General features: G+C 38.9%; 20 protein-coding genes and 2 pseudogenes. 5 read left to right on the forward strand and 17 right to left on the reverse strand.

All coding sequences use genetic code 11. The annotated features are described in order from the left end of the window. Positions 1-22 precede the first annotated feature (22 nt). From aroL to gpt, 6 genes are all read right to left on the reverse strand, one after another. Positions 23-535 carry a shikimate kinase AroL gene (gene aroL, locus ACYUCW_RS08560; RefSeq protein WP_460408387.1) on the reverse strand — a complete coding sequence of 171 codons (513 nt, stop codon included), beginning with the start codon at positions 533-535 and terminating at the stop codon, positions 23-25. Between the two features lie 144 nt (positions 536-679). Continuing rightward, positions 680-1933: a glutamate-5-semialdehyde dehydrogenase gene (proA, locus tag ACYUCW_RS08565; RefSeq protein WP_460408389.1), complete on the reverse strand. Its 1254-nt coding sequence runs from the start codon at positions 1931-1933 to the stop codon at positions 680-682. A gap of 11 nt (positions 1934-1944) precedes the next feature. After that, positions 1945-3048 carry a glutamate 5-kinase gene (gene proB / locus ACYUCW_RS08570; protein ID WP_004247396.1) on the reverse strand — a complete coding sequence of 368 codons (1104 nt, stop codon included), beginning with the start codon at positions 3046-3048 and terminating at the stop codon, positions 1945-1947. A gap of 112 nt (positions 3049-3160) precedes the next feature. After that, a complete protein-coding gene (gene crl / locus ACYUCW_RS08575) occupies positions 3161-3562 on the reverse strand; it encodes a sigma factor-binding protein Crl (RefSeq protein WP_004244788.1) in 402 nt (133 codons plus the stop codon). A 71-nt stretch (positions 3563-3633) separates the two neighbouring features. Next, positions 3634-4884: an esterase FrsA gene (gene frsA, locus ACYUCW_RS08580; RefSeq protein WP_004247395.1), complete on the reverse strand. Its 1251-nt coding sequence runs from the start codon at positions 4882-4884 to the stop codon at positions 3634-3636. A gap of 232 nt (positions 4885-5116) precedes the next feature. Next, positions 5117-5578, reverse strand: coding sequence for a xanthine phosphoribosyltransferase (gene gpt, locus ACYUCW_RS08585; protein WP_004244790.1), 462 nt, complete (start codon positions 5576-5578; stop codon positions 5117-5119). Positions 5579-5931: 353 nt separating this feature from the next. Between gpt and ACYUCW_RS08590 the strand changes: the two genes are divergently transcribed. Further along, positions 5932-7389, forward strand: a complete 1458-nt coding sequence (locus ACYUCW_RS08590) for an aminoacyl-histidine dipeptidase (protein WP_004252266.1) — start codon at positions 5932-5934, stop codon at positions 7387-7389. A 249-nt stretch (positions 7390-7638) separates the two neighbouring features. Next, positions 7639-9802: pseudogene (locus ACYUCW_RS08595) on the forward strand (TonB-dependent siderophore receptor). 76 nt (positions 9803-9878) lie between these two features. Here the strand turns inward: ACYUCW_RS08595 and dinB are convergent. Then, on the reverse strand, positions 9879-10934 hold the full coding sequence (gene dinB / locus ACYUCW_RS08600) for a DNA polymerase IV (RefSeq protein WP_004244794.1): 1056 nt from the start codon (positions 10932-10934) through the stop codon (positions 9879-9881). Positions 10935-11169: 235 nt separating this feature from the next. Here dinB and ACYUCW_RS08605 point away from each other — a divergent pair, with 235 nt between their 5' ends. Beyond that, on the forward strand, positions 11170-12042 hold the full coding sequence (locus ACYUCW_RS08605) for a glycerophosphodiester phosphodiesterase family protein (RefSeq protein ID WP_004244795.1): 873 nt from the start codon (positions 11170-11172) through the stop codon (positions 12040-12042). A 93-nt stretch (positions 12043-12135) separates the two neighbouring features. Then, a complete protein-coding gene (locus tag ACYUCW_RS08610) occupies positions 12136-12348 on the forward strand; it encodes a CsbD family protein (RefSeq protein ID WP_004244796.1) in 213 nt (70 codons plus the stop codon). 156 nt (positions 12349-12504) lie between these two features. On the opposite strand, the gene nqrM is transcribed toward ACYUCW_RS08610, so the two are convergent. The 8 genes from nqrM to ACYUCW_RS08650 all read right to left on the reverse strand — a co-directional run bounded on the left by nqrM (position 12505) and on the right by ACYUCW_RS08650 (position 19687). Continuing rightward, a complete protein-coding gene (gene nqrM, locus ACYUCW_RS08615) occupies positions 12505-12732 on the reverse strand; it encodes a (Na+)-NQR maturation NqrM (RefSeq protein WP_004244797.1) in 228 nt (75 codons plus the stop codon). Between the two features lie 19 nt (positions 12733-12751). Then, complete coding sequence (locus ACYUCW_RS08620) at positions 12752-13774, reverse strand: FAD:protein FMN transferase (RefSeq protein ID WP_004244798.1); 1023 nt, start codon at positions 13772-13774, stop codon at positions 12752-12754. Positions 13775-13859: 85 nt separating this feature from the next. Then, the gene (nqrF, locus tag ACYUCW_RS08625) at positions 13860-15086 is read right to left on the reverse strand and encodes an NADH:ubiquinone reductase (Na(+)-transporting) subunit F (RefSeq protein WP_004244799.1); all 1227 of its coding nucleotides are present in this window, start codon (positions 15084-15086) and stop codon (positions 13860-13862) included. A gap of 16 nt (positions 15087-15102) precedes the next feature. Then, a complete protein-coding gene (gene nqrE / locus ACYUCW_RS08630) occupies positions 15103-15699 on the reverse strand; it encodes an NADH:ubiquinone reductase (Na(+)-transporting) subunit E (protein WP_004244800.1) in 597 nt (198 codons plus the stop codon). 5 nt (positions 15700-15704) lie between these two features. Further along, on the reverse strand, positions 15705-16334 hold the full coding sequence (locus tag ACYUCW_RS08635; RefSeq protein ID WP_004244801.1) for an NADH:ubiquinone reductase (Na(+)-transporting) subunit D: 630 nt from the start codon (positions 16332-16334) through the stop codon (positions 15705-15707). Then, entirely contained in the window at positions 16327-17112 is a 786-nt protein-coding gene (locus ACYUCW_RS08640; protein ID WP_460408393.1) for a Na(+)-translocating NADH-quinone reductase subunit C, read from the reverse strand. The genes ACYUCW_RS08635 and ACYUCW_RS08640 overlap by 8 nt, the downstream gene beginning before the upstream one ends. Then, positions 17105-18343, reverse strand: a complete 1239-nt coding sequence (locus ACYUCW_RS08645) for an NADH:ubiquinone reductase (Na(+)-transporting) subunit B (RefSeq protein ID WP_004244803.1) — start codon at positions 18341-18343, stop codon at positions 17105-17107. The genes ACYUCW_RS08640 and ACYUCW_RS08645 overlap by 8 nt, the downstream gene beginning before the upstream one ends. Positions 18344-18346: 3 nt before the next feature. Next, positions 18347-19687, reverse strand: a complete 1341-nt coding sequence (locus ACYUCW_RS08650) for a Na(+)-translocating NADH-quinone reductase subunit A (protein WP_163748404.1) — start codon at positions 19685-19687, stop codon at positions 18347-18349. 415 nt (positions 19688-20102) lie between these two features. On the opposite strand from ACYUCW_RS08650, the pseudogene ACYUCW_RS08655 reads away from it, so the two are divergent. Continuing rightward, positions 20103-20854: pseudogene (locus ACYUCW_RS08655) on the forward strand (L,D-transpeptidase family protein). On the opposite strand, the gene ACYUCW_RS08660 reads toward ACYUCW_RS08655, so the two are convergent. Further along, positions 20825-21592: a class II glutamine amidotransferase gene (locus ACYUCW_RS08660; RefSeq protein WP_004247388.1), complete on the reverse strand. Its 768-nt coding sequence runs from the start codon at positions 21590-21592 to the stop codon at positions 20825-20827. The pseudogene ACYUCW_RS08655 and the gene ACYUCW_RS08660 overlap by 30 nt on opposite strands. 58 nt (positions 21593-21650) lie before the next feature. Further along, positions 21651-22229: a D-sedoheptulose 7-phosphate isomerase gene (gene lpcA / locus ACYUCW_RS08665; protein WP_004244807.1), complete on the reverse strand. Its 579-nt coding sequence runs from the start codon at positions 22227-22229 to the stop codon at positions 21651-21653. Between the last annotated feature and the right edge of the window lie 182 nt (positions 22230-22411).

The raw sequence follows: 22411 nt of genomic DNA on the forward strand, positions 1-22411 counted from the left end.
TTTATATAGGACAACTTCCTAATTATTTAGCGAGTTTTGCGAGAATGACCTCAATAATATCATTAATAGATAATCCAGCATCAACAATAATATCTGCGCATTGCATATATAAAGGCTCACGCTTAATTAAAACATCATGTATTTCTGAAACTAATGTTTTTCCCGTCAAGCTAGGTCTTTGTGCCTCATTAGGATCTTGAGATAAACGCTCAACTAAAGTTTCAAGTGAAGCTTGTAAATAAACAATTACACCTGAATTTTTCATATAAACACGATTTTTTTTTGCCAACACTATCCCTCCCCCCGTTGAAATAACTTGGTTAGGTTGGCTAACTTGAATAAGCGCATCAGATTCAAGTTGGCGAAAGACATCCCAACCTTCCGCTTCAACCATAGAAGAAATAGTTTGTTGATATTTATCTGTTATCCAATTATCTGTATCAATAAATTGATAATCTAAAGATAGAGAAAGCGCTTTACCTACTGTTGTTTTTCCTGCACCTCTAGGTCCTATAAGGTAAATTGTACTTTCCATAAATGCACTCTCTCCGCTGTGTTAACCCGCTAAATGGGTGTAATCTAAAATTTACAATGTGTAAAGTATTAAGTATCATACCTCACAATACAAAAAAATAAAGCCACACTTTATGAAAGTATGGCTTAGCTATTTAAGGGATTATTAGCGACGTAATGTATTGTCGCCGTAACCAATCCATTTATAGGTGGTTAGAACACCTAATCCCATAGGGCCTCGTGCATGTAGCTTTTGTGTACTCACCGCTACTTCAGCACCTAAGCCAAACTGTCCACCATCTGTAAAACGTGTACTAGCATTCACATATACCACAGCAGAATCAACTTGGCGTACAAAGCGATCAGCATGACTGATAGATTGCGTTAAAATAGCATCTGAGTGCGCGGTACCATATTGGCGAATATGAGCAATTGCCGCTGTTAAATCATTAACGACTTCAACATTCAGATCCAGTGATAACCATTCATCACAATAATCTGCTTCCGTCACATCGACGACCGTCGCACGTCCCTTTTTCAATGCAGTTATAGCGCGTTGACTGGCATGCAAAGTAACCTTTTGTGCTGCCATCGCATCACTTAATTGAGGTAAGAAACTCTCCGCAATAGCTTCATGTACCAATAGCGTTTCTAACGAATTACATGCGCTTGGACGCTGTACTTTAGCATTAATAATAACATTTAATGCTTGGTCTAAATCAGCACTTTCGTCAACAAAGGTGTGACAAACACCAATCCCCCCCGTGATCACAGGAATAGTGGATTGTTCACGACATAACTTATGTAATCCTGCACCACCTCGAGGAATAAGCATATCAATATACTCATCCATTTTTAGCATTTTTGCGACTAATTCACGATCTGGCTTATCGATAGCTTGAATAGCAGCCGCAGGAATAGCGCATGTTTCTAGTGCTTGCTGGATCACCGCGACAACGGCTTGGTTAGTATGGTGAGTCTCTTTTCCGCCACGGAGAATAGCCGCATTCCCTGTTTTTAAGCATAAAGATGCTACATCTATAGTCACATTTGGACGAGCTTCGTAAATAACGCCAACAACCCCTAAAGGGACTCGGCGGCGTTCTAAACGTAAGCCACTGTCTAATAAACGACCATCTATCACTTGACCTACAGGATCTTCTAGATGACAAACTTGGCGAACATCATCAGCGATCGCTTTTAAACGTTCTGATGTGAGTAATAAACGATCAAGCATTGCAGCATTAATATTAGACTCTCGTGCCGCCACCATATCTTTTTCATTAGCAGCAAGAATAATGGCTTCTTGCTGTTCTAATAAATCAGCGATGACTAACAGTGCCTGATTTTTTTGTTCGGTTGATAGCTGAGCTAAGTGCCAAGAAGCTTCTCGCGCCGCTTTTCCCATTTGTTCTAACATATTTATACTCCCTAGCTCACAATCATATCATCACGGTGAACCGCAACACTGCCATACTCATAGCCTAAAATTTGACTAATCTCTTGCGAATGGTGCCCCGCAATTAAGCGTAGCGCATCACTATTATAATGCGCGACACCATGAGCAAGATCTTTTCCTTGCAAACTTTGAATGCGAATAACACACCCTCGAGAAAAGTCACCTTTAATTTCTTTAATACCTTTAGGTAAAAGAGAACTACCCTGCTCTTTAATCGCCTTTTCAGCCCCATTATCAACAATGATAACCCCTGCGACTGGAGCACCAAAAATCCATCGTTTACGCGTTTCAAGGGGGCTTTTTAAACCATGAAAGAGTGTTCCGACAGGTTCATTATCAATAACTTTACTGATAACATCAGGCTTAACACCGGCGGCAATAACAACGTCAATACCAGCACGCCCTGCAACAGTGGCCGCTTGTAACTTAGTTGCCATACCTCCAGTACCTAAACCAGAGACACTATCACCGGCCATTTGACGTAATTCATCGTTGATATCAAAAACTTCTGGAATAAGCTTCGCATCCGGATTGCTACGAGGATCGGCCGTATATAGACCTTCGATATCAGTAAGTAACAGGAGTTTATCAGCGCCACCTAAAATGGCAGCTAATGCCGAAAGATTGTCGTTATCCCCTACTTTTATTTCTGCAGTAGCAACGGCATCGTTTTCATTGATAACAGGAATAATCTTGTTATCTAATAATGCATGCAGTGTATCACGCGCATTCAAAAAACGTTCTCTATCTTCTATATCCGCGCGAGTTAATAACATTTGCCCAATATGAATACCATAAATAGCAAATAGCTGTTTCCATACCTGAATTAAAGCACTTTGCCCCACAGCGGCTAACAGTTGTTTAGATGCTATTGTTGCGGGCAAATCGGGGTAGTTTAAATATTCACGCCCTGCCGCTATTGCTCCCGACGTGACAATAATTATCCGGTGCCCTTTTTCGTGTTGTTTTGCACATTGGCGAACCAGCTCTACAATATGAGACTGATCCAGACGTCGTGAACCACCAGTCAGTACACTTGTCCCTAATTTAACAACCAGCGTTTGGCTGCTACTCATAACATTTACCATTTTTTGTTGATTTAAAAGATCATACACTGTTTTATCAGGAGAGAAGCGTTATGCCAACTGACATAACGCAAAATCTATGAAAAGTTGCCCTAACACAAAATTAGGGCTTAAGGGGAAGAGGAAAATTGCTCATTTTTTCATCTGGAACTAGCGTCATCTCTAATTCACTTACCGCCACTTGTAGAAAATCATGAAAACGAATAAGTGTTTCATGTATTGATTCAATCACATCTTTTTTACTTATTACTTGATTAACCCAATCGCCATTTTTATCGAATAGGCCAACTTGGTAATAATAAATTAACTGTTCACCATTACGTTCAAGTTCCATCCACCAGCCCCAAAACTCTCGTTTTTCTGGTGTGACTTTCTTATTTACACAAACAGCTAAACAATCAAAAAAAAACTGGCTTTCTTGGCATTGTTGCTCACGGATATAAGGTCCTATTTGAGCAAAACGCTTTAATAACTTACCTCGAGTAGGGTGCAAAGATGAAGTCATAAATTCAGTCTCCTTATCACCTCTACTGTTATATAATCTATTATAATTAGCAAGTTATTGTTTGAAATTATTTATATTAATTTAGCATAGATCCAATCTGCGCTTTTAGTTAATGCCTGTTCAAGCCCTTTATAAAGTGGTTTTTCTTTTATTTCTACTATATCGCCATCCATAGAAGAGCGAGCAATGAGCTGCGAATCCTCTTTAGGACTAATTTCATCCCCTTTCCAATAAACACTCATCATCGGCACTGGCATACGACGACCAATCAACCCTTGGTTTTTCAGTGAATAACTACTTAACGATAGTCTGAGATTGTTTTCATCTATATTTAATAATCCTAAGCGGCTCGCCAGTACATCGAGATACATAATGGGGATTTTCTTCTGTAATTCCGCTTGAGTAAAAAAGGCATGAATTAATGGCCCTAATGCCACAACACCTTTAATCAATTTTGGATAAAGATAGGCTAAACGCACCGCAATATTGGCACCAAACCGAAATCCCATTACGCCCACTCGAGTGTGATCAATCCATGGAATATCTCCCAACTGCTGTAAAATATCGCCATGCAATTGACAGGTATTTTCGCTGAGTTTCTGCTTAACAGAATAACCAATAGATGGCATATCTACGGTTAACATCGCGATACCTTTTGGTGATAAGTAGCGCCTAAAAAAGTTAACATAATCACTTTGTAAACTATCTAACCCACCACAAAAAATGACTGTTGGATAAGGTCCTTTACACCCTTTAGGTAGATGTAAAAATCCACTGGTAGTTCCTTTACCTGTTAATTTAAACGTCAGTTTTTTTACTTCAAATGAAGAGAATTTCATGGCATTTTCAAAAGCTTTCATCGCCAATACTACCGCTTGATCAGCAAGAAAATCGCCATTAATAAATGGATAAGCAGCAATGCTATAAAGGTTTGCCGCTCGTAACCAACAATCAGCGGCTGCTTCCTCTGAGGTCTCTCGTAACGCTTTTTGTTGCCAAATCATTGCTTGATGAGACCATTCAAATGACCAGTTGCCACGTCGATAACCAACGACTGTATCAATAAATTTATCATCACTGCGTGGCGCATCAAAAATAGCAATGCGACTTAATACTTCTTCGATCTCTATGGGGGAAATACCTCGCCAGATCCACTGTAGACGTTGAATTGTGCGATACCAATTTTGCTGGCTCATCCCATTAAGTACAGAGTACGAATCAATATTAGATTTAGGGTGTGTGTACTGTATTAACGTTGAGGTTTCCGCATGTTTAGCACGAGGTTTAAATAACGTTTCAGAAAGATTTGTATTATTTGCCATATCACTCTTCAAATCAGTGTGTATCGTATAATGAGGCTCAAAATTCTGCTCACATCATAACATGGATTTCACTTCTACAGTGGAATAGCAGATCAACATCAGCACGAAGAGGTAGGAAAAGCGTAAGGTCATCAAAAATAAAGCCGATATAAAAAATCCTCGCATAGGAACTGGGGTCAGTTCAATAAACGAGGATTTTATCAATATATTTGAATTAATTGATTAAGATAAATTATTTTTTATCACAAACAGGGGGAACAAACATAACGCCCATATCCCAAGGTTGTTCAATCCAGGTATTTTGTGGAATATCAACCACAAAATCATCAACTAACGGACGCCCTTCTGGCTTAGCAAAGATAGTGACAAAATGTGCTTTCGGATACATTTCACGGATAACTTTTGCGGTGCCTCCTGTATCAACTAAATCGTCAACAACGATAAAACCTTCACCATCACCTTCTGCTTTTTTTAAGATTTTGAGGTCACGTTGATGGTCATGATCATAGCTAGAAATACAGACAGTATCCACATGGCGGATACCCAATTCACGAGCAAGTAATGCGGCAGGAACTAATCCACCACGACTGACGGCAATAATGCCTGTCCATTGTTCGACTGGTAACAAACGTTGTGCCAATTGACGGGCATGTATTTGCAACATATCCCACGTTACAACATATTTTTCGCTCATAATATTGTGATCCTAGCTACTTGAAATTCGAGAGAAGCTTTTTTGCGAAAAAAAAGGTTGCGCGAGATTATAGTGATTTGAGCGTTCAAAAACCAGAGAAAACATAAAAATGGTCGAGATAATCCTCATTTTTCCTGATATGTGTTTTTTTTGTCTAAAAAATACGCAATAAAAAAGCGAACACCAACACAGAAATCCAAATTATTAGATAGATACGTAAGAGAATGACGCATTCATCAAAAGAAAGTGATATTCTCAATTATATTTGGCGAATAACGCTCAGAATAATAAAGCTAACCCTTAAGAAAGCGGTAGGCTATTCATAACACAGATGCTGTTAGAGGAGATCCATCGTGTCTGAACTATCTACTCTATCCCCACAACCATTATGGGATATTTTTGCAAAAATTTGTTCAATTCCACACCCTTCATACCATGAAGAAGCCTTAGCGTCCCACATTATGGCTTGGGCGACAGAAAAAGGTTTATCTGTAGAGCGCGATGCGGTAGGAAATATTTTAATCCGTAAACCTGCCACCAAAGGTATGGAAGATCGTAAAACAGTCGTTTTACAAGCGCACTTAGATATGGTGCCACAAAAAAATAACGATACCGAACACGACTTTACCAAAGATCCTATCCAACCTTATATTGATGGTGAATGGGTAAAAGCGAAAGGCACCACATTAGGTGCAGATAATGGTGTTGGTATGGCTTCTGCACTTGCTGTATTAGCTGACGATACTGTTAAACATGGCCCCTTAGAAGTATTGTTAACCATGACAGAAGAAACTGGAATGGATGGTGCTTTTGGACTACAGCCTGGTTGGTTACAAGCAGATATTCTGATTAATACAGACTCAGAAGAAGAAGGCGAAATCTATATGGGTTGTGCCGGTGGTATTGATGTTAAAACCACGGTAGACCTCACTTATGAAGCTATTCCTGCAAACCATATCGTCAAAAAACTGGTACTAAAAGGCCTAAATGGCGGCCACTCTGGTGGTGATATTCATTTAGGTTTAGGTAATGCAAACAAATTATTAGCGCGTTTCCTTGCTGAACATGCGGATGAATTAGCACTAAAATTAATTGATTTCCATGGTGGTACACTGCGTAATGCTATCCCTCGTGAAGCGCATATTATTTTTGCTATTCCTGCGGATAAAGCGACTCAATTAAATAGCATTACCACAGAATTTGAAGCGCTATTAAAAAGTGAATTAGCCATTGCTGAAAAAAATCTAGCTATCGAATTAACAGATACTAGCACCGAAAAACCAGTATTTACTGCTGATTGTCAATCTCGCACTATCAATTTACTTAATGCCATGCCAAATGGTGTTATCCGCATGAGTGATGATGTGGAAGGTGTGGTTGAAACCTCATTAAACGTCGGTGTAGTGAGTATTGTTGACGATAAAGTAGAAATCCTATGTTTAATTCGCTCTCTGATTGATAGTGGTAAAACTTATGTTGTTAGCATGCTGACAGCATTAGCCAAACTTGCTCAAGCAGATATCGAAACCAAAGGTGGTTATCCTGGCTGGAAACCTGATGCGGATTCACCGGTTATGCACTTAGTACGTGACACTTATCAACAACTATTTGATAAAGTGCCAAATATTATGGTGATCCATGCAGGTCTTGAGTGCGGTCTATTCAAAAAACCTTATCCAGATATGGATATGGTTTCTATTGGGCCAACTATTCGCGGTGCACACTCACCGGATGAGCGAGTACACATTAAGAGTGTAGGCCAATACTGGCAATTACTGACTGCCATTTTAAAAGCGATCCCAGCTAAATAATTTTACTTAAAAACAGTTATCAAACCCGCTTAATAAGCGGGTTTTTTGTTATTTTATCTCCCTATAACTTATTCCCAACCCACCTTATAAAAGCCAATTCTTATACTATTTTGTAATAAAAAATTAATACTAATAAAAATAATTTATAGAATAATAATAATTATCATTAGTATTAATATTTACATAATGGTATTTTCACCATTACCGCATTTTAGGTAAAGAAAAATTAAAAATTTAAAGGGATCAACAGTGTCTAAAAAAATTATTGCTACCAACCTATTACTTGCTCTCCCCTTAAGTCTGTTATCGTTACAAATTCATGCCGCAATGACACAAAATTCACCTGATAAAATCATTGTTACCGCATCCCCCTCACAAGATCCGCAAGGACCAATTTCAGGTTTAGTGGCAACAAAAACACTATCAACAAATAAAATACTTAGTGATATAGATAAGACACCACAATCAATCAGTGTCATTACACGCGACCAGATGGATGCGCAAGATGTCAGTTCAGTCTCTCAAGCATTGCGGTATACACCTGGCGTATTCACTGAATATCGCGGCAGTTCAAACCGAAATGATGAAATATTTATTCGTGGATATAGCTATGCCCCCCCGTTTTCTTGATGGACTTAGTTATGGTATGGGAGCCTCATCTTCTACAGGAGCTATTGACCCTTGGCTATTAGAGAGAGTTGAGCTGATCCGTGGCCCGTCTTCTGTTCTATATGGTCAATTAAATCCAGGTGGTCTTGTGGCAATGACCAGCAAAAGACCCACTTCAATAACCATTAATCATATTCAAGCACGTGTAGGAAATGATAAATTAGCAGAGACAGCTTTTGATTTTGCAGGCTCATTAAGTGATGATAATCGTATTCTCTATCGCCTTAATGGATTAGCAAAAACACAACATACTCAAATTAAAGACTATAAAGAAGAACGATTTACCCTTGCCCCTGCCATCACTTTTTTGCCAAATGAGCAGACACGTTTAACGTTATTAAGTTTTATTCAACAAGAGCCCGAAGCGGGATACCGTAATTTTTTGCCAGCTTATGGTACGGTCAAAAAAACACCCGAAGGCACCATTCCATTTGATTTCAATGTAAATAATGCTGATTATCACCAATCATGGCGTCAACAATATGGCGTTGGTTATGAATTTGAACATGAATTTAATGATAGATTAAAATTGATCCAAAATGCCCGTTATAGCCATATCAAACAAAAATATAAATATCTTGTTTTTGGTTCATTAAGAAAAGATAACCCTTATATTCTGGAACGCCGAGCTCAACAGGAAAAACGAGAAACAGATACATTTGGTATTGATACTCGACTACAAGCTGATTTTGATACTGAAAAATTAGCGCATACAGTAATTATAGGTATGGATTATCAATGGAGTAAAAATAAAGACAATTTATTGCAAGCGATGGGCCCAGAATATGATCTGGATTGGCGAAATCCTAATTATCATTATCCTATTGATATCAGTTTACAAAAACCGGTGACAAATCAATTACAAAAACACGACCAGTTAGGGATCTATTTGCAAGATCAGATCCAATGGAAAAACTGGATCTTATTAGGGGGATTACGCCAAGATTGGGCGCAAGTTCGTACCTATGATCACATCAAAAGCAGCAAAGACCAACAAGACGACCAGAAGCTAACCGGTCGAGTGGGTCTACTCTATGCCTTTGATAATGGTATTTCACCTTATATTAGTTATAGCACCTCTTTTGAACCTAATTTACAGACACGAAGAGCTCCGGGTAGTGCACCATTTGAGCCAAGTGAAGGACGTCAATTAGAAGCAGGAATAAAATACCTCACCCCAAATGAACAGACATTAGCAACACTCTCCATTTACCAATTACAACAACGTAATGTGACTAACTATAACGCCGAAAAAGCCTATTTTGAGCCAGTGGGAGAAATTAGAAGCCGTGGTATTGAAGCGCAAATTAATAGCCAATTAACTGAAAATATATCATTTATTAGTAGCTATGCTTATACCGATACTGAAGTGAGAAAAACCATCACCGCAGGTACACAAGGAAAAGAATTACCACGGGTTCCTAAACATATGGCATCATTTTGGGGGCAGTATGATGAAACATCAGGGCTATTTAATGGTGCTAAAGCGGGCTTTGGTGTGAGATATATCGGTGTATCTCAAGGTGACACTAAAAATACGATTAGTGTACCTGCAGTCACTTTGTATGATGCCATGGTAGGTTATTCTTTAGGCGAGTTATCCTCCTCTTTAAAAGGGGCTGAAGTTCAACTAAATATGAATAATATTGCCAACAAACACTATGTTGCCTCTTGTGCGGGTGAAACTGCCTGTTTTTATGGCATTGGCAGAACCATGACAGCAACGATAAATTACCGCTGGTGATCATCTATTAATTAAAAAGTATATTTAAATACATTAACCATAGTGCGCCTTGATGCTCGCTATGGTTTTTTAATACTTATAATGCTAAAAGAAGTTGTCGTTCCATTTGTGGATCTTGCAACGTGACATGAAAACCGACTAATCTTACTCCCCTGCCATTTCGACGTTCATGCCATGCCTGATAAGCAATATCAATTAAATCCGTTTTTTCTAAAATAGGATGAGAATGCTCTTGGGTGGTTAACTGGAAATCATCAAATTTTAATTTAACCCCTTGTCTCGCAATTCTAAGATCAGGTTTCACTCGGCTTAATCGTTTTTCTAATTCATCATATAATCCATCAAGCAATGCTAAACACTCATCCCATGAATCAATATCTTCAGCCAGTGTGCGCTCAACACCAACAGATTTTCTTAAACGTTCAGGATTGATTAATCGCTCATCAATACCATGGCTACGCTCCCATAAGCTTTGCCCAAATTTACCTAGATTTCTCACTAAGGAAATAACATCCGTACCACGAACATCAGCACAGGTTTCTAATCCCATCTCTTGTAATCGAGCAAAGGTGACTTTTCCTACTCCCGGAATTTTATTTAATGGTAATTTTAAAATAAAGTCATCCATCTGTTCAGGGGTGATCACATATTGTCCATTCGGTTTATTTAAATCAGATGCTATTTTGGCGAGAAACTTAATCGGCGCAATACCGGCGGAAGCCGTGAGGTTAAGTTCAGCAAAAATTTGCTGGCGGATCTGTTGCGCTATCAATGTGGCAGAGCCGTGACAGTGTTTGCTATCAGAGACATCAAGATAAGCTTCATCTAATGAAAGCGGCTCTATTAAATCTGTATAACGGGCAAATATTTGACGAATTTTAGCTGAAGTCTCTTTATATAATGCCATGCGACCGGGCAATACTTTTAAATGAGGGCATAATTTTAATGCCGTAGCCGTTGACATGGCACTACGGACACCAAAACGGCGAGCAGGATAATTAGCAGTACAGATAACACCTCGACGAGAAGCATTACCACCGACTGCAATAGGGATCTCTTTTAATGTAGGGTTATCTCTCATTTCAATCGCAGCATAGAAACAATCCATATCGACATGAATAATTTTCCGCATACAATCACCTCACGCTATTTACTGTTTAAATATACAGTAAATAACCATTAACTACAATTTTTATTCCCTGATCTATACCTATTTTAAGTGATATTAGTGATTATTATTTTAATTAAGTACGTTTGTTTATAGAAATGTCACACAGTAATGATAGATTACTTTTAACTTATTCTGCTCTTTTTATTTTTATCGTAATTATTTGAAAATCAAATATAAAACAAGGAAATAGAGTTATATGATCAAAATATTTATTGCAATTTCATTCCTCTTTTACTCAGTATTTGTTATGGCTTCTCCTAAAATTATTGCACACAGAGGTGGCACAGCGGATGCACCTGAAAATACCGAAATTGCTATCAAAACAGCACTAAGCAATCAAGCTGATGCAATTTGGATAACCGTTCAACTGTCTAAAGATAATGTCCCTGTTCTTTATCGTCCAAGTGATCTAAAAAGCCTCACTAATGGGCAAGGGGCAATTTCAACCTTTACTGCCAAAGAATTGGCGCAATGGGATGCAGGATATAAATATGGGGAAGCACAACAATTTCCATATCGCAATAAAGGAGTTACTATCCCGACATTGGAGTATATTCTGACTCAATTTCCTAAAACACAATTCTATATTGACTTAAAATCACCTGATGCCGATCCCGTTATACAAGGCAAAGCATTAGCTTCGGTATTAAGCAAACATAATGCGTTAGAGAGAACGCGTGTTTATTCTACCAATAGTGCTTTTTTAGATGCGTTACCTGATAACGTACAACGCTTTGAAAGTCGTGATGTTACCCGCGATATCTTAGCCAATATTACTATGGGGCATATCTGTTTACTGCCAGAAAATCTTGATATCACACGTTGGTATGGCCTTGAACTGCACAGAAAAGTTGAGGTGGTTGAAAAATATACCTTAGGTGAAGCTCGTTCAGCGGCTGTATTAAGTTGGGACAAAGATGCGATGTCTTGTTTTCGTGCGGGGGGTAATGCGCATATCGTTTTATTCGGTATCAATACTGAGAAAGATTATTTGCAAGCAGTAGAATTAGGTGCTGATGCAGTTATGGTTGATTCTCCAGCTAAAATAAAAGCATTCAGAAAAGAGTAAACATCGTTGCGACATTGGCGCTTTTTTACCTTAATACATTTCTCTTCTACACTTAATAGTGTCAATAAACAGAAATAAGTTAGGTGGAATAAGATGTTAAATAATAAAGCTTCTGGTGACTGGAATTTATTTAAAGGAAAAGTGAAAGAAAAATGGGGAAAACTCACCCATGATGAACTGGATATTATTGAAGGAACCAGAGAGCAACTGATAGGGAAACTCCAAGAGCATTATGGTTATTCTTATGATGAAGCGAAAAAAGAAGTATTAGAGTGGGAAGGCAGTAACCCTTATCCTTGGAAGTAGCAGCGACTTAATCACGCTATTAAAAAGCTTAATATCCTTATCTGAAAGCGATTTTTCTAAACAAAAAAGAGTGGCGTATAAAATATACGTCACTCTTTTATTTTAGCTATTACTTGATAAATCTATCGTTAGCAAAAAAATGCATCGATAACCAAACTATAAGATGCGGTTTTTCTGCAATAGCTCTTGGCGAGCAGCTTCTTTCGCCATTCTTTTTTTACGAGCATCACAAGGTTCAGGACAATCACACTCTTTCTCAATACCAATAGAGCCTAAACCACCACAACTGCCCTGAATACTTTTACGTTTAACAATATATCCTAAAGCCATTCCAAAGAATGCCAGTAAGAACAAGATGAAGGCAAAAAGAAATATTTTTAACATAACCTTCTCTCCTTAAATTCTACTTTTTCAAGAATGGGGCGAATGCCTTACTATAACGCTCTTCAAACCCATTTTCAGTTTTAACTATCATAAAAACAGGAATATTTAATTTATTTGCTACCTCTAAGCCCTTTTCAGGCCCCAGAACATTTAACCCTGTTGATAAACCATCAGCACTCATACAAGTAGGTACAATTACGGTAATAGAAGCAAGGTTATGTTTGATTGGACGACCTGTTGTAGGATCAATCGTATGAGAAAAACGGACGCCATCTTCTTCAAAATAGTTACGATAATCCCCCGATGTCGCAATCGAATTATCACCCGGTTCAATAATTAATTGTACACTCTGTGTGGTGCCATCATTAGCAGGTTTTTCAATCGCAATGCGCCAAGGTTTATCATTACCATTAACACCTTGTGTTCTCACCTCACCACCAATATCAACCATATAGTTGGTAATATTTTGAGAAATCAAATATTCGGCAACAGCATCAACACCGTAACCTTTAGCAATAGAAGAGAGATCAACATAAAGCTCAGGTATTTTTTTAATTAATGTATTACCTTCCACTGCAAGGTAATCAATTCCCGTCCATTTTTTACGTTTAGCTAGTTCATCGGCTGAAGGTTGATGAGTAAAACGTCCTTCAGGGCCAAATCCCCATAAATTGACTAAAGGCCCAACAGTAACATCTAAAGCCCCATCCGTAATTTTATTAATACGAATCGCTTCACTAACGACTTTAGCAGTAGCGGGTGAAACTGGGAATGGCGTATTAATTTCACGACTTTGATTGAAACGACTTAATTCAGATTGAGGACGATACGTTGACATTTGATCGTTCACTTCTTCAAGAATACGATCGATTTCTGTTTGTAAGACGCTTTGTGAAGGTGAATCACTACTAGGAACATATTTAATTGAATAGTAAGTTCCCATCGTTTCGCCTTCTAACACCTGCTGTTTTTCACCACAGGCTGATAAGAAAACCAGTGCACATAGCATCAAGATCCCATGCATCATCTTTCTTTTTAACATATATCTCTCTTCTGATCATGAGCGCCCACATTAGTGGGCGCTTGTCATTTCATACTGTTATGCTTTATCTACTTTATGAGAAAAATCAACCACCAAAGTCATCCAGCATAATATTTTCATCTTCTACGCCTAAATCTTTAAGCATTTTGATCACCGCAGCATTCATCACTGGTGGTCCACACATATAGAATTCACAATCTTCTGGTGCTGGATGATCTTTAAGGTAGTTTTCATAGAGCACATTGTGAATAAAGCCGGTGTAACCCGTCCAATTATCTTCCGGTAATGCATCTGACAGCGCAACATGCCAAGTAAAGTTTTCATTCTCTTTAGCCAGCATATCAAAATCTTCTGTATAGAACATTTCACGCACAGAACGAGCACCATACCAGAAGCTAATTTTACGTTTAGAATGTAAGCGTTTTAGCTGATCAAAAATATGTGAACGCATCGGTGCCATACCAGCACCACCACCAATGAAGATCATTTCCGCATCAGTTTCTTTCGCGAAGAATTCACCAAATGGTCCTGAAATTGTCACTTTATCACCCGGTTTTAATGACCAGATATAAGATGACATAATTCCCGGTGGCACATCAGGATTACGTGGTGGTGGTGTCGCAATACGCACGTTTAACATGATAATGCCATGCTCTTCAGGGTAGTTCGCCATGGAGTATGCACGCACTGTGGTCTCTTTAACTTCAGAAACATAGCGGAATAAATTAAATTTATCCCAATCTTCACGATACTCTTCAGGAACATCAAAATCTTCATAGCGCACTGTGTGAGGAGGACATTCAATCTGAATAAAGCCCCCAGCACGGAAAGGTACCACTTCACCTTCAGGAATTTTTAATACCAACTCTTTAATAAACGTGGCTTTGTTATCATTTGAGATAACTTCACATTCCCATTTTTTAATCCCAAAGATCTCTTCGGGTAGCTCTAATTTCAGATTATTTTTAACATTAACCTGACAAGCTAAACGGCAACCTTCTTTAGCTTCACGCTTATTAATATGAGAAAGCTCAGTAGGAAGAATATCTCCACCACCTTCAAGTACTTTTACGCGGCATTGACCACAAGAGCCACCACCACCACATGCAGATGAGATAAAAATACCTTCGTTTGATAATACGTTGAGTAATTTATCACCGGCTGGCGCATGGAAACTTTTTTCAGGATCTCCATTCACCTCAACTTCAATATCCCCTGTATTGACTAACTTTGATTTTGCAAACAAAATCAATGCAGTTAGCACCAATACAATCAGGGTAAACATCGCAACACCTAGAATAATTATATCCATGAGTTCTTCTCACCCTTTATAGCTGAACACCAGAGAAGGACATGAAACCTAATGCCATCAACCCTGTGGTGACAAAAGTAACTCCTAATCCCTTCATACCTGACGGTACATCCGCGTATTTCATTTTTTCGCGAATAGAAGCCAGTAATACGATAGCTAACATCCAGCCAATTCCAGAGCCGAAACCATATACAATAGATTCACTAAAGTTATAGTCACGTTGTGCCATAAAGGACACACCACCAAAAATAGCGCAGTTAACAGTGATCAGTGGCAAGAAGATCCCCAATGCGTTATATAGCGAAGGGAAGTAGCGATCTAAAATCATCTCGAGGATCTGTACCAGAGCCGCAATCACACCAATGAAAGTGATAAAGTTTAAGAAACTTAAATCAACACCTTCCATTAATGCATTTGCGCGTAGTACATAGTTGTAAACCAAGTTATTCAAAGGTACAGAAAGCCCCAGAACAACGGTTACCGCAATACCTAATCCAAATGCTGTTTTTACATTTTTAGATACCGCAAGGAAAGTACACATCCCTAAGAAGAACGCCAGTGCCATATTTTCAATAAAAACAGCACGAACAAATAAGCTTATATAATGTTCCATGGCAATTAGTCCTCTTCAACCTGTGCAGGTTTTAATGTACGTAATCCCCAAATTAGCAAGCCAATAATAAAGAAAGCACTTGGCGCTAATAGGAATAAGCCATTAGGTTGATACCAACCGCCGTTTTGGATAGATTCCATCACCGTAATGCCAAATAATTTACCTGAACCAAATAGCTCACGTAAAAATCCAACAAGGATCAAGATAACCCCATATCCTAGGCCATTACCGATACCATCCATAAAGCTTTCGATAGGTGGTGACTTCATCGCATAGGCTTCAGCGCGTCCCATCACGATACAGTTAGTAATGATAAGACCAACGAAAACAGAAAGCTGTTTAGATATTTCATAAGCGTACGCTTGTAAAACTTGGTCTACCACAATTACTAATGAAGCAATGATCGCCATTTGCACAATAATACGTACACTGCTGGGGATATAGTTGCGGATCAGTGAAATAAAGAAGTTTGAGAATGCCGTCACTAATGTTACCGCAATGGTCATTACTAATGCCGTCTCAAGCTTGGTTGTTACTGCTAATGCAGAACAGACCCCTAATACCTGTAAGGCAATCGGGTTATTATCTAACAACGGCCCGAGTAAAACGCGTTTGATCTCTTTTGTATCAGCCATTGATCTCTCCTTCACGAACTTTTTTCAGGAATGGGCCGAAACCTTTATCACCTAACCAAAAATCGAACATATGTTGAACGCCGTTAGAGGTTAAGGTTGCACCTGAAAGGCCATCAATACCATAAGGACTATCTGATGCCCCGCCACGTACGATTTTAATAGCAGGCACACCTTCTTCATTCAGTAAGCGTTTACCTTTCCACTGTGCCTTCCATTGCGGATTATCAACTTCTCCACCTAGCCCCGGCGTTTCACCATGAGAATAATAGGTAATCCCCTTCGCTGTTACACCATCAATATCTACCGCAACAAAGGCATACATGACCGACCATAGGCCTGAACCATAGACAGGCAGTACCACTTCTTGGGTTTTACCTTGATCATCAAGAACAAAGTAAACTTCTGCGGTATTGGCACGACGACGAATTTTTGCAATATCTTCTTCAGGTGATAGTGCGATAGAGGTTTCATCGCTACGTAGTTCGCTATTTAAATCAAAGTCGCCTTTACTGTCTGTCAATTCGCCAGTTTTGAAGTTTACAATCCTAGCTTTAATGCGTGTATCGTAAACTTTGAGTACTTCACTGGCGCTCATCTTAGGCACCAATAAACCAGCAACATCTAGAATATTACGTTGTTTATCCAGTAGCTTTTGCTCTTCTTGCTTAGATTTAAGTCCAACCGCAGAGCCAGCCACTACCACGGAACAAACAAGACATAGAATAAATACAACGAGGAACGTTCTTCCGACGCTATCTTTGTTTTTTTCTTTAGCCACGAGCTTTTCTCCGCTTAATATTCGCCTGAACAACCACATAGTCAAACAGCGGTGCAAATAAGTTGGCGAATAAGATTGCTAGCATCATTCCTTCTGGGTAAGCCGGATTGACGACACGGATTAGCACAGCCATTACGCCAATTAAAATACCGTAAGCCCATTTGCCTTTATCAGTGAATGAAGCTGATACCGGATCGGTTGCCATAAACATCATACCAAATGCAAAGCCACCTAATACGAGGTGCCAGTGCCAAGGCATTGAGAATAATGGGTTAGAGTCAGAACCAATCAAGTTAAACAGATATGACATTGCAATCATACCCACCATCACACCGGCAACAATGCGCCATGATGCGATACGAGCAAATAAAATGATTGCGCCGCCAATTAGGATCATCAGTGTTGAGACTTCACCAATAGAACCAGGGATATTTCCAAGGAATGCATCCATCCAAGAAATAGGCTGCTGAGTGACATTATTTAACAATGCACTTTGACCAGAAACAGACCATTGAGAGAGAGGGGTTGCACCAGAGAAACCATCAGCGGCAGTCCAAACAAGATCACCTGAAATTTGTGCCGGATAAGCAAAAAAGAGGAAAGCACGCCCTGCTAATGCGGGGTTTAAGAAGTTACGTCCTGTTCCACCAAAAATCTCTTTTGCAATTACGACACCAAAGGTGATACCTAAAGCAGCCTGCCATAATGGTAATGTGGGTGGCACAATTAACGCAAACAGAATAGAAGTAACAAAGAAACCTTCGTTAATTTCATGTCCGCGAATAAGGGAAAATAATACTTCCCAGAAACCACCTACCGCAAATACAACAAGATAGATAGGTAAAAAGTAAGTTGCCCCAAGGAGCATTTTACTTCCCCACCCAGCATCTGGTGTCAATGATGCACCTAAATACTGTGCAAGTGCATAGTGCCAATCAGAAGCAATCACTTGCTGTAACTCAGCACCACTATACAACTGATTAAGAGCAGGGATCGCTTGTTGACCAACGTTATACATTCCCCAGAACATCGCTGGGAAAACAGATAACCAAACAAGGATCATCATACGTTTTAGATCGATGGTATCGCGTACATGCGAACCATTACGTGTCACCGTACCCGGCGTATAAAAAACCGTTGTGACCGCTTCATAGAGTACATACCACTTGGCGTATTTACCACCGGGCTCAAAATGGTGCTCTACTTTTTCAAATAAATTTTTCAACCCCATGAGTTACCCTTCCTGCTCAATTTTGGTCAATACTTGGCGCAGTGCTGGGCCATACTCATATTTGCTTGGACAAACATAAGTACATAATCCCAAATCTTCTTCGTCCAATTCCAAACAACCTAATGCTTGAGCACTGTCAGTATCACCGACAATCAAATCACGTAACAAATGTGTTGCCATAATGTCTAATGGCATAACACGCTCATAGTTACCAATTGGCACCATTGAACGTTCACCACCATTCATTGTGGTTGTAAATGCAAAACGTTTGTTCTTTAAGAAGTGACCAATTGTGGTACGTGTAATGGAGAATTTATTAGTACCTGGATAACCCCAACCAAATAACTCTTTTTCACGACCTTCGCGTAATACAGAGACTTGGTTATGAAAACGGCCTAAATAGTGATGCGCTTCGTCCGATTTCCAACCCCATAAAATAGAGCCAGAAATAATACGATTATCACCATCGACTAATTGATCTTTCGTTAATTCATAAAGATCAGCACCTAAACAGGTACGTAATAATCGAGGGGCTTTAACTTGAGGTCCCGCTAATGCAACAACACGCTCGGTATATAAAGAGCCTGTAGTAAAGAGATACCCTATCGCAATAACATCTTGGTAGTTAAGATGCCATACCATTTTTTTCGCGCTGACTGGCTCTAAGAAATGGATATGAGTACCCACTAATCCCGCAGGATGAGGGCCAACAAATTGGTTATAGCTAATTTGTCCATCATTGAGTTTAGCCGGTGCTTTTTCACCATGACAAACATGCACCTTACCCTCTGTTAATTTACTTAAAACAATCAGACCATCGTTAAAAGCCTGCTCGTTTTGTTCAATGATCACAGTAGGATCTGCCGCTAATGGATTAGTATCCATCGCAGTGACAAAAATTGCCACCGGCGTGGTTCCTAATTTAGGGGAACGACTGTATGGACGTGTTCTTAACGCTGTCCATAAACCTGAATTTACTAGGTTTGTTTCTACCTGTTCACGGGTCAATTCTGAAAGTGATGAGCTATCATAACTGTCGAAAGTGACTTTTTCATCGCCGTCAACTTCAATAACAACGGATTGAAGTACACGGCGCTCACCGCGGTTAATGGCAACAACTTTACCACACGCAGGGCTTGTGAATATTACACCGGGGTTCTTTTTATCTTCAAAAAGAACCTGCCCTTTTTTAACATGCTCACCTTCCGAAACCATCATAGAAGGACGCATTCCGACATATTCTTCACCTAGCAAAGCTACGTGTCGAATCGCGGGTCCGTCTTCTATCACTTGGGCAGGCGCTCCTGCAATTGGGAGGTCGAGTCCTTTTTTAATTTTAATCATAAGATTTGCACAAGTTTATCAGTTAAACCCTAAGCTACAAATTCACCCCGAAAATGTAGCGACTCTGTAATAAAAACACCTTAAGGTAGTTTGATACCCTAAGTTATTTATCTCCGATAATTGTTACTATTTTCTCTTATTCTGCCGATCTGAATTTTATCATCTCAGTTTCAGCCTGTCTGACTATTCGAGTGATTTAGCTCAAGCAAATGGGAATATTATTTTGACTGAAACGTTAACAATTCGCATAAACCGAATTAAAATATCACATTTCTCGACCAACGATTAAGTTTTATACAGAATATTTTGTAATAGAAAAGAAACCATAGTAGATTTAAATTTACAAATTGATTGCTTCATTGCAATCTACAATCTAGTTTATCAACAAATTTTAAGCCTTTTTTTTGATAAAACCATGACCAGTCACGCAAAACAATTAATCATATTTTTAACAATAATATTAACCTCATTATTTGTTAATGCTGAAAATAGTTCAAAATTTCTTATCAAACCTGTTAAAAAAAGTACAGGGGAGCCCATCTATATTCAAATATTTAAAGAAGAAAACTTACTAGAACTGTATATAGAAAAACAGGATGGACAATTAGAGAAAATACGTACTTATCCCATTTGTAGCTATTCGGGAGGATTAGGTCCGAAGAAATATCAAGGTGATTTAAAAAGTCCCGAAGGCTTTTATCAAGTTAATCAAACTCAGCTTAACCCAAATAGTCGGTTTTATCGAGCAATTAACCTAGGATTTCCTAATCAATACGATCAAGAGCAAGGTTATACCGGTGATTTTTTGATGATCCACGGTGCTTGTAAATCAGTGGGTTGCTATGCAATGACCGATACTGTGATGGATGAAATCTACCAATATGCCGAACTTGCGCTGAAAAATGGCCAACAGAGCATTAATATTCATATTTTCCCTTTTAAAATGACGGACGAAAATATGAAAAAATTCCAATACTCTGCCAATATGGATTTTTGGCAACAGTTAGCACCAGCTTACCAATATGTGGAAGAATACAAAAGATCCCAGCAATTAGTGTAAAAAACGGTCGCTATTTGGTGAATAATCGTGAGGCTATTTCCACATTAAATTTAGCTAAAAGTATCGATAGTAAATGGTTACAAAATTCGCAACCCACGATCAAATAAAACAAACTCACCAACAGGGATTTTTTGCCAAGATTCATTACCTGTTAAGGGTAATGTCGATATTACCGACACAATATCATCCGCTTTAGTGTGTTGCTGAAAATCAATTTCAATATCTTGATCCAGCAATTTGGCCTTACCAAAAGGAGCTTTACGGGTTATCCAGTGTAAATTAGTTGAACAATATGCCATAACAAACCGGCCATCGGATAACAACATATTAAACACACCTTTTTGTCGCAATTGATCAGCTAAAATACCAATGAAACGAAAGACCGCCGGCCAATTAGATGGTGTTCTCTGGTAACGCTTTTCAAGCTGATTTAATATCCAGCAAAAGGCTTTTTCACTATCAGTCTGTCCTACCGCTCTAAAACGCCCTGTATCCAGTGATTGATAACCTTTAAGTTGTCCATTATGAGCATAAGTCCAATTTTTACCCCACAGTTCACGGGTAAAAGGATGCGTATTTTCTAAACTGACATTACCTCGATTAGCTTGGCGAATATGCGCAATGACAGCATGTGATTTAATGGGGTATTCTTGTACAAAACGAGCGACGGGTGAAACGGCACTAGCTTGTGGATCTTTAAATGTACGACATCCTAATCCTTCATAAAAGGTGATACCCCAGCCGTCTTTATGAGGGCCAGTTTTACCACCACGAGGAATGAGGCCACTTAAACTAAAATTGATATCAGTGGGTACATTTGCACTCATGCCCAACAATTCACACATCGCCCGCTCCTACTTACTCACGCTTTAATTATTCATATAAGGCAATATTACTATATCGTTATTTTTCCATTTCTTTTTCAATCAGCTGGATCAGAATATGAATAACTTTGATATGGATTTCTTGAATACGGTCGGCATAACCAAAATGAGGGACACGAATTTCAATATCTGCGCTCCCCGCCATTTTTCCGCCATCTTTACCTGTTAGAGTAATAACTTTCATACCTTTTTCACGAGCGGCACTAATGGCTTTAATAATATTGCCTGAATTACCGGAAGTTGAGATCCCCAGTAATACGTCACCCTCTTTACCTACCGCTTCCACATAACGTGAAAAAACATATTCATAACCAAAGTCGTTACTCACACAAGAAATATGGCTCACATCAGAAATTGCGATAGCAGGATAACCGGGTCTATTTTCACGATAGCGCCCCGTTAATTCTTCTGCAAAATGCATGGCATCACAGTGTGACCCCCCATTACCACAGGATAAAACTTTGCCGCCTGCTTTAAATGAGTCTGCTAATAATACAGCTGCTTTTTGAATGGCTTCAATATTCGCATCATCTTGTAAAAAACGAGAGAGTGTATCTGCCGCTTCAGTTAATTCGCCACGAATAAGATCTTGGTACATAGGATTTTTACTCCAGAAAAGGGATCAAAAAATATCTATTTCTCAGTGTAACGGATCCAATGATACGAAAGAAGCACCTCTTTACCTACAAATGCTAACTTCTCTCATTTACGAATAATTTATGAGCTACATTGTAATTAGAATGTAAAAATATTGCTAAAACTTGGTGACTGCATTAGATC

The organism is Proteus sp. MB838 (genome assembly GCF_054767435.1).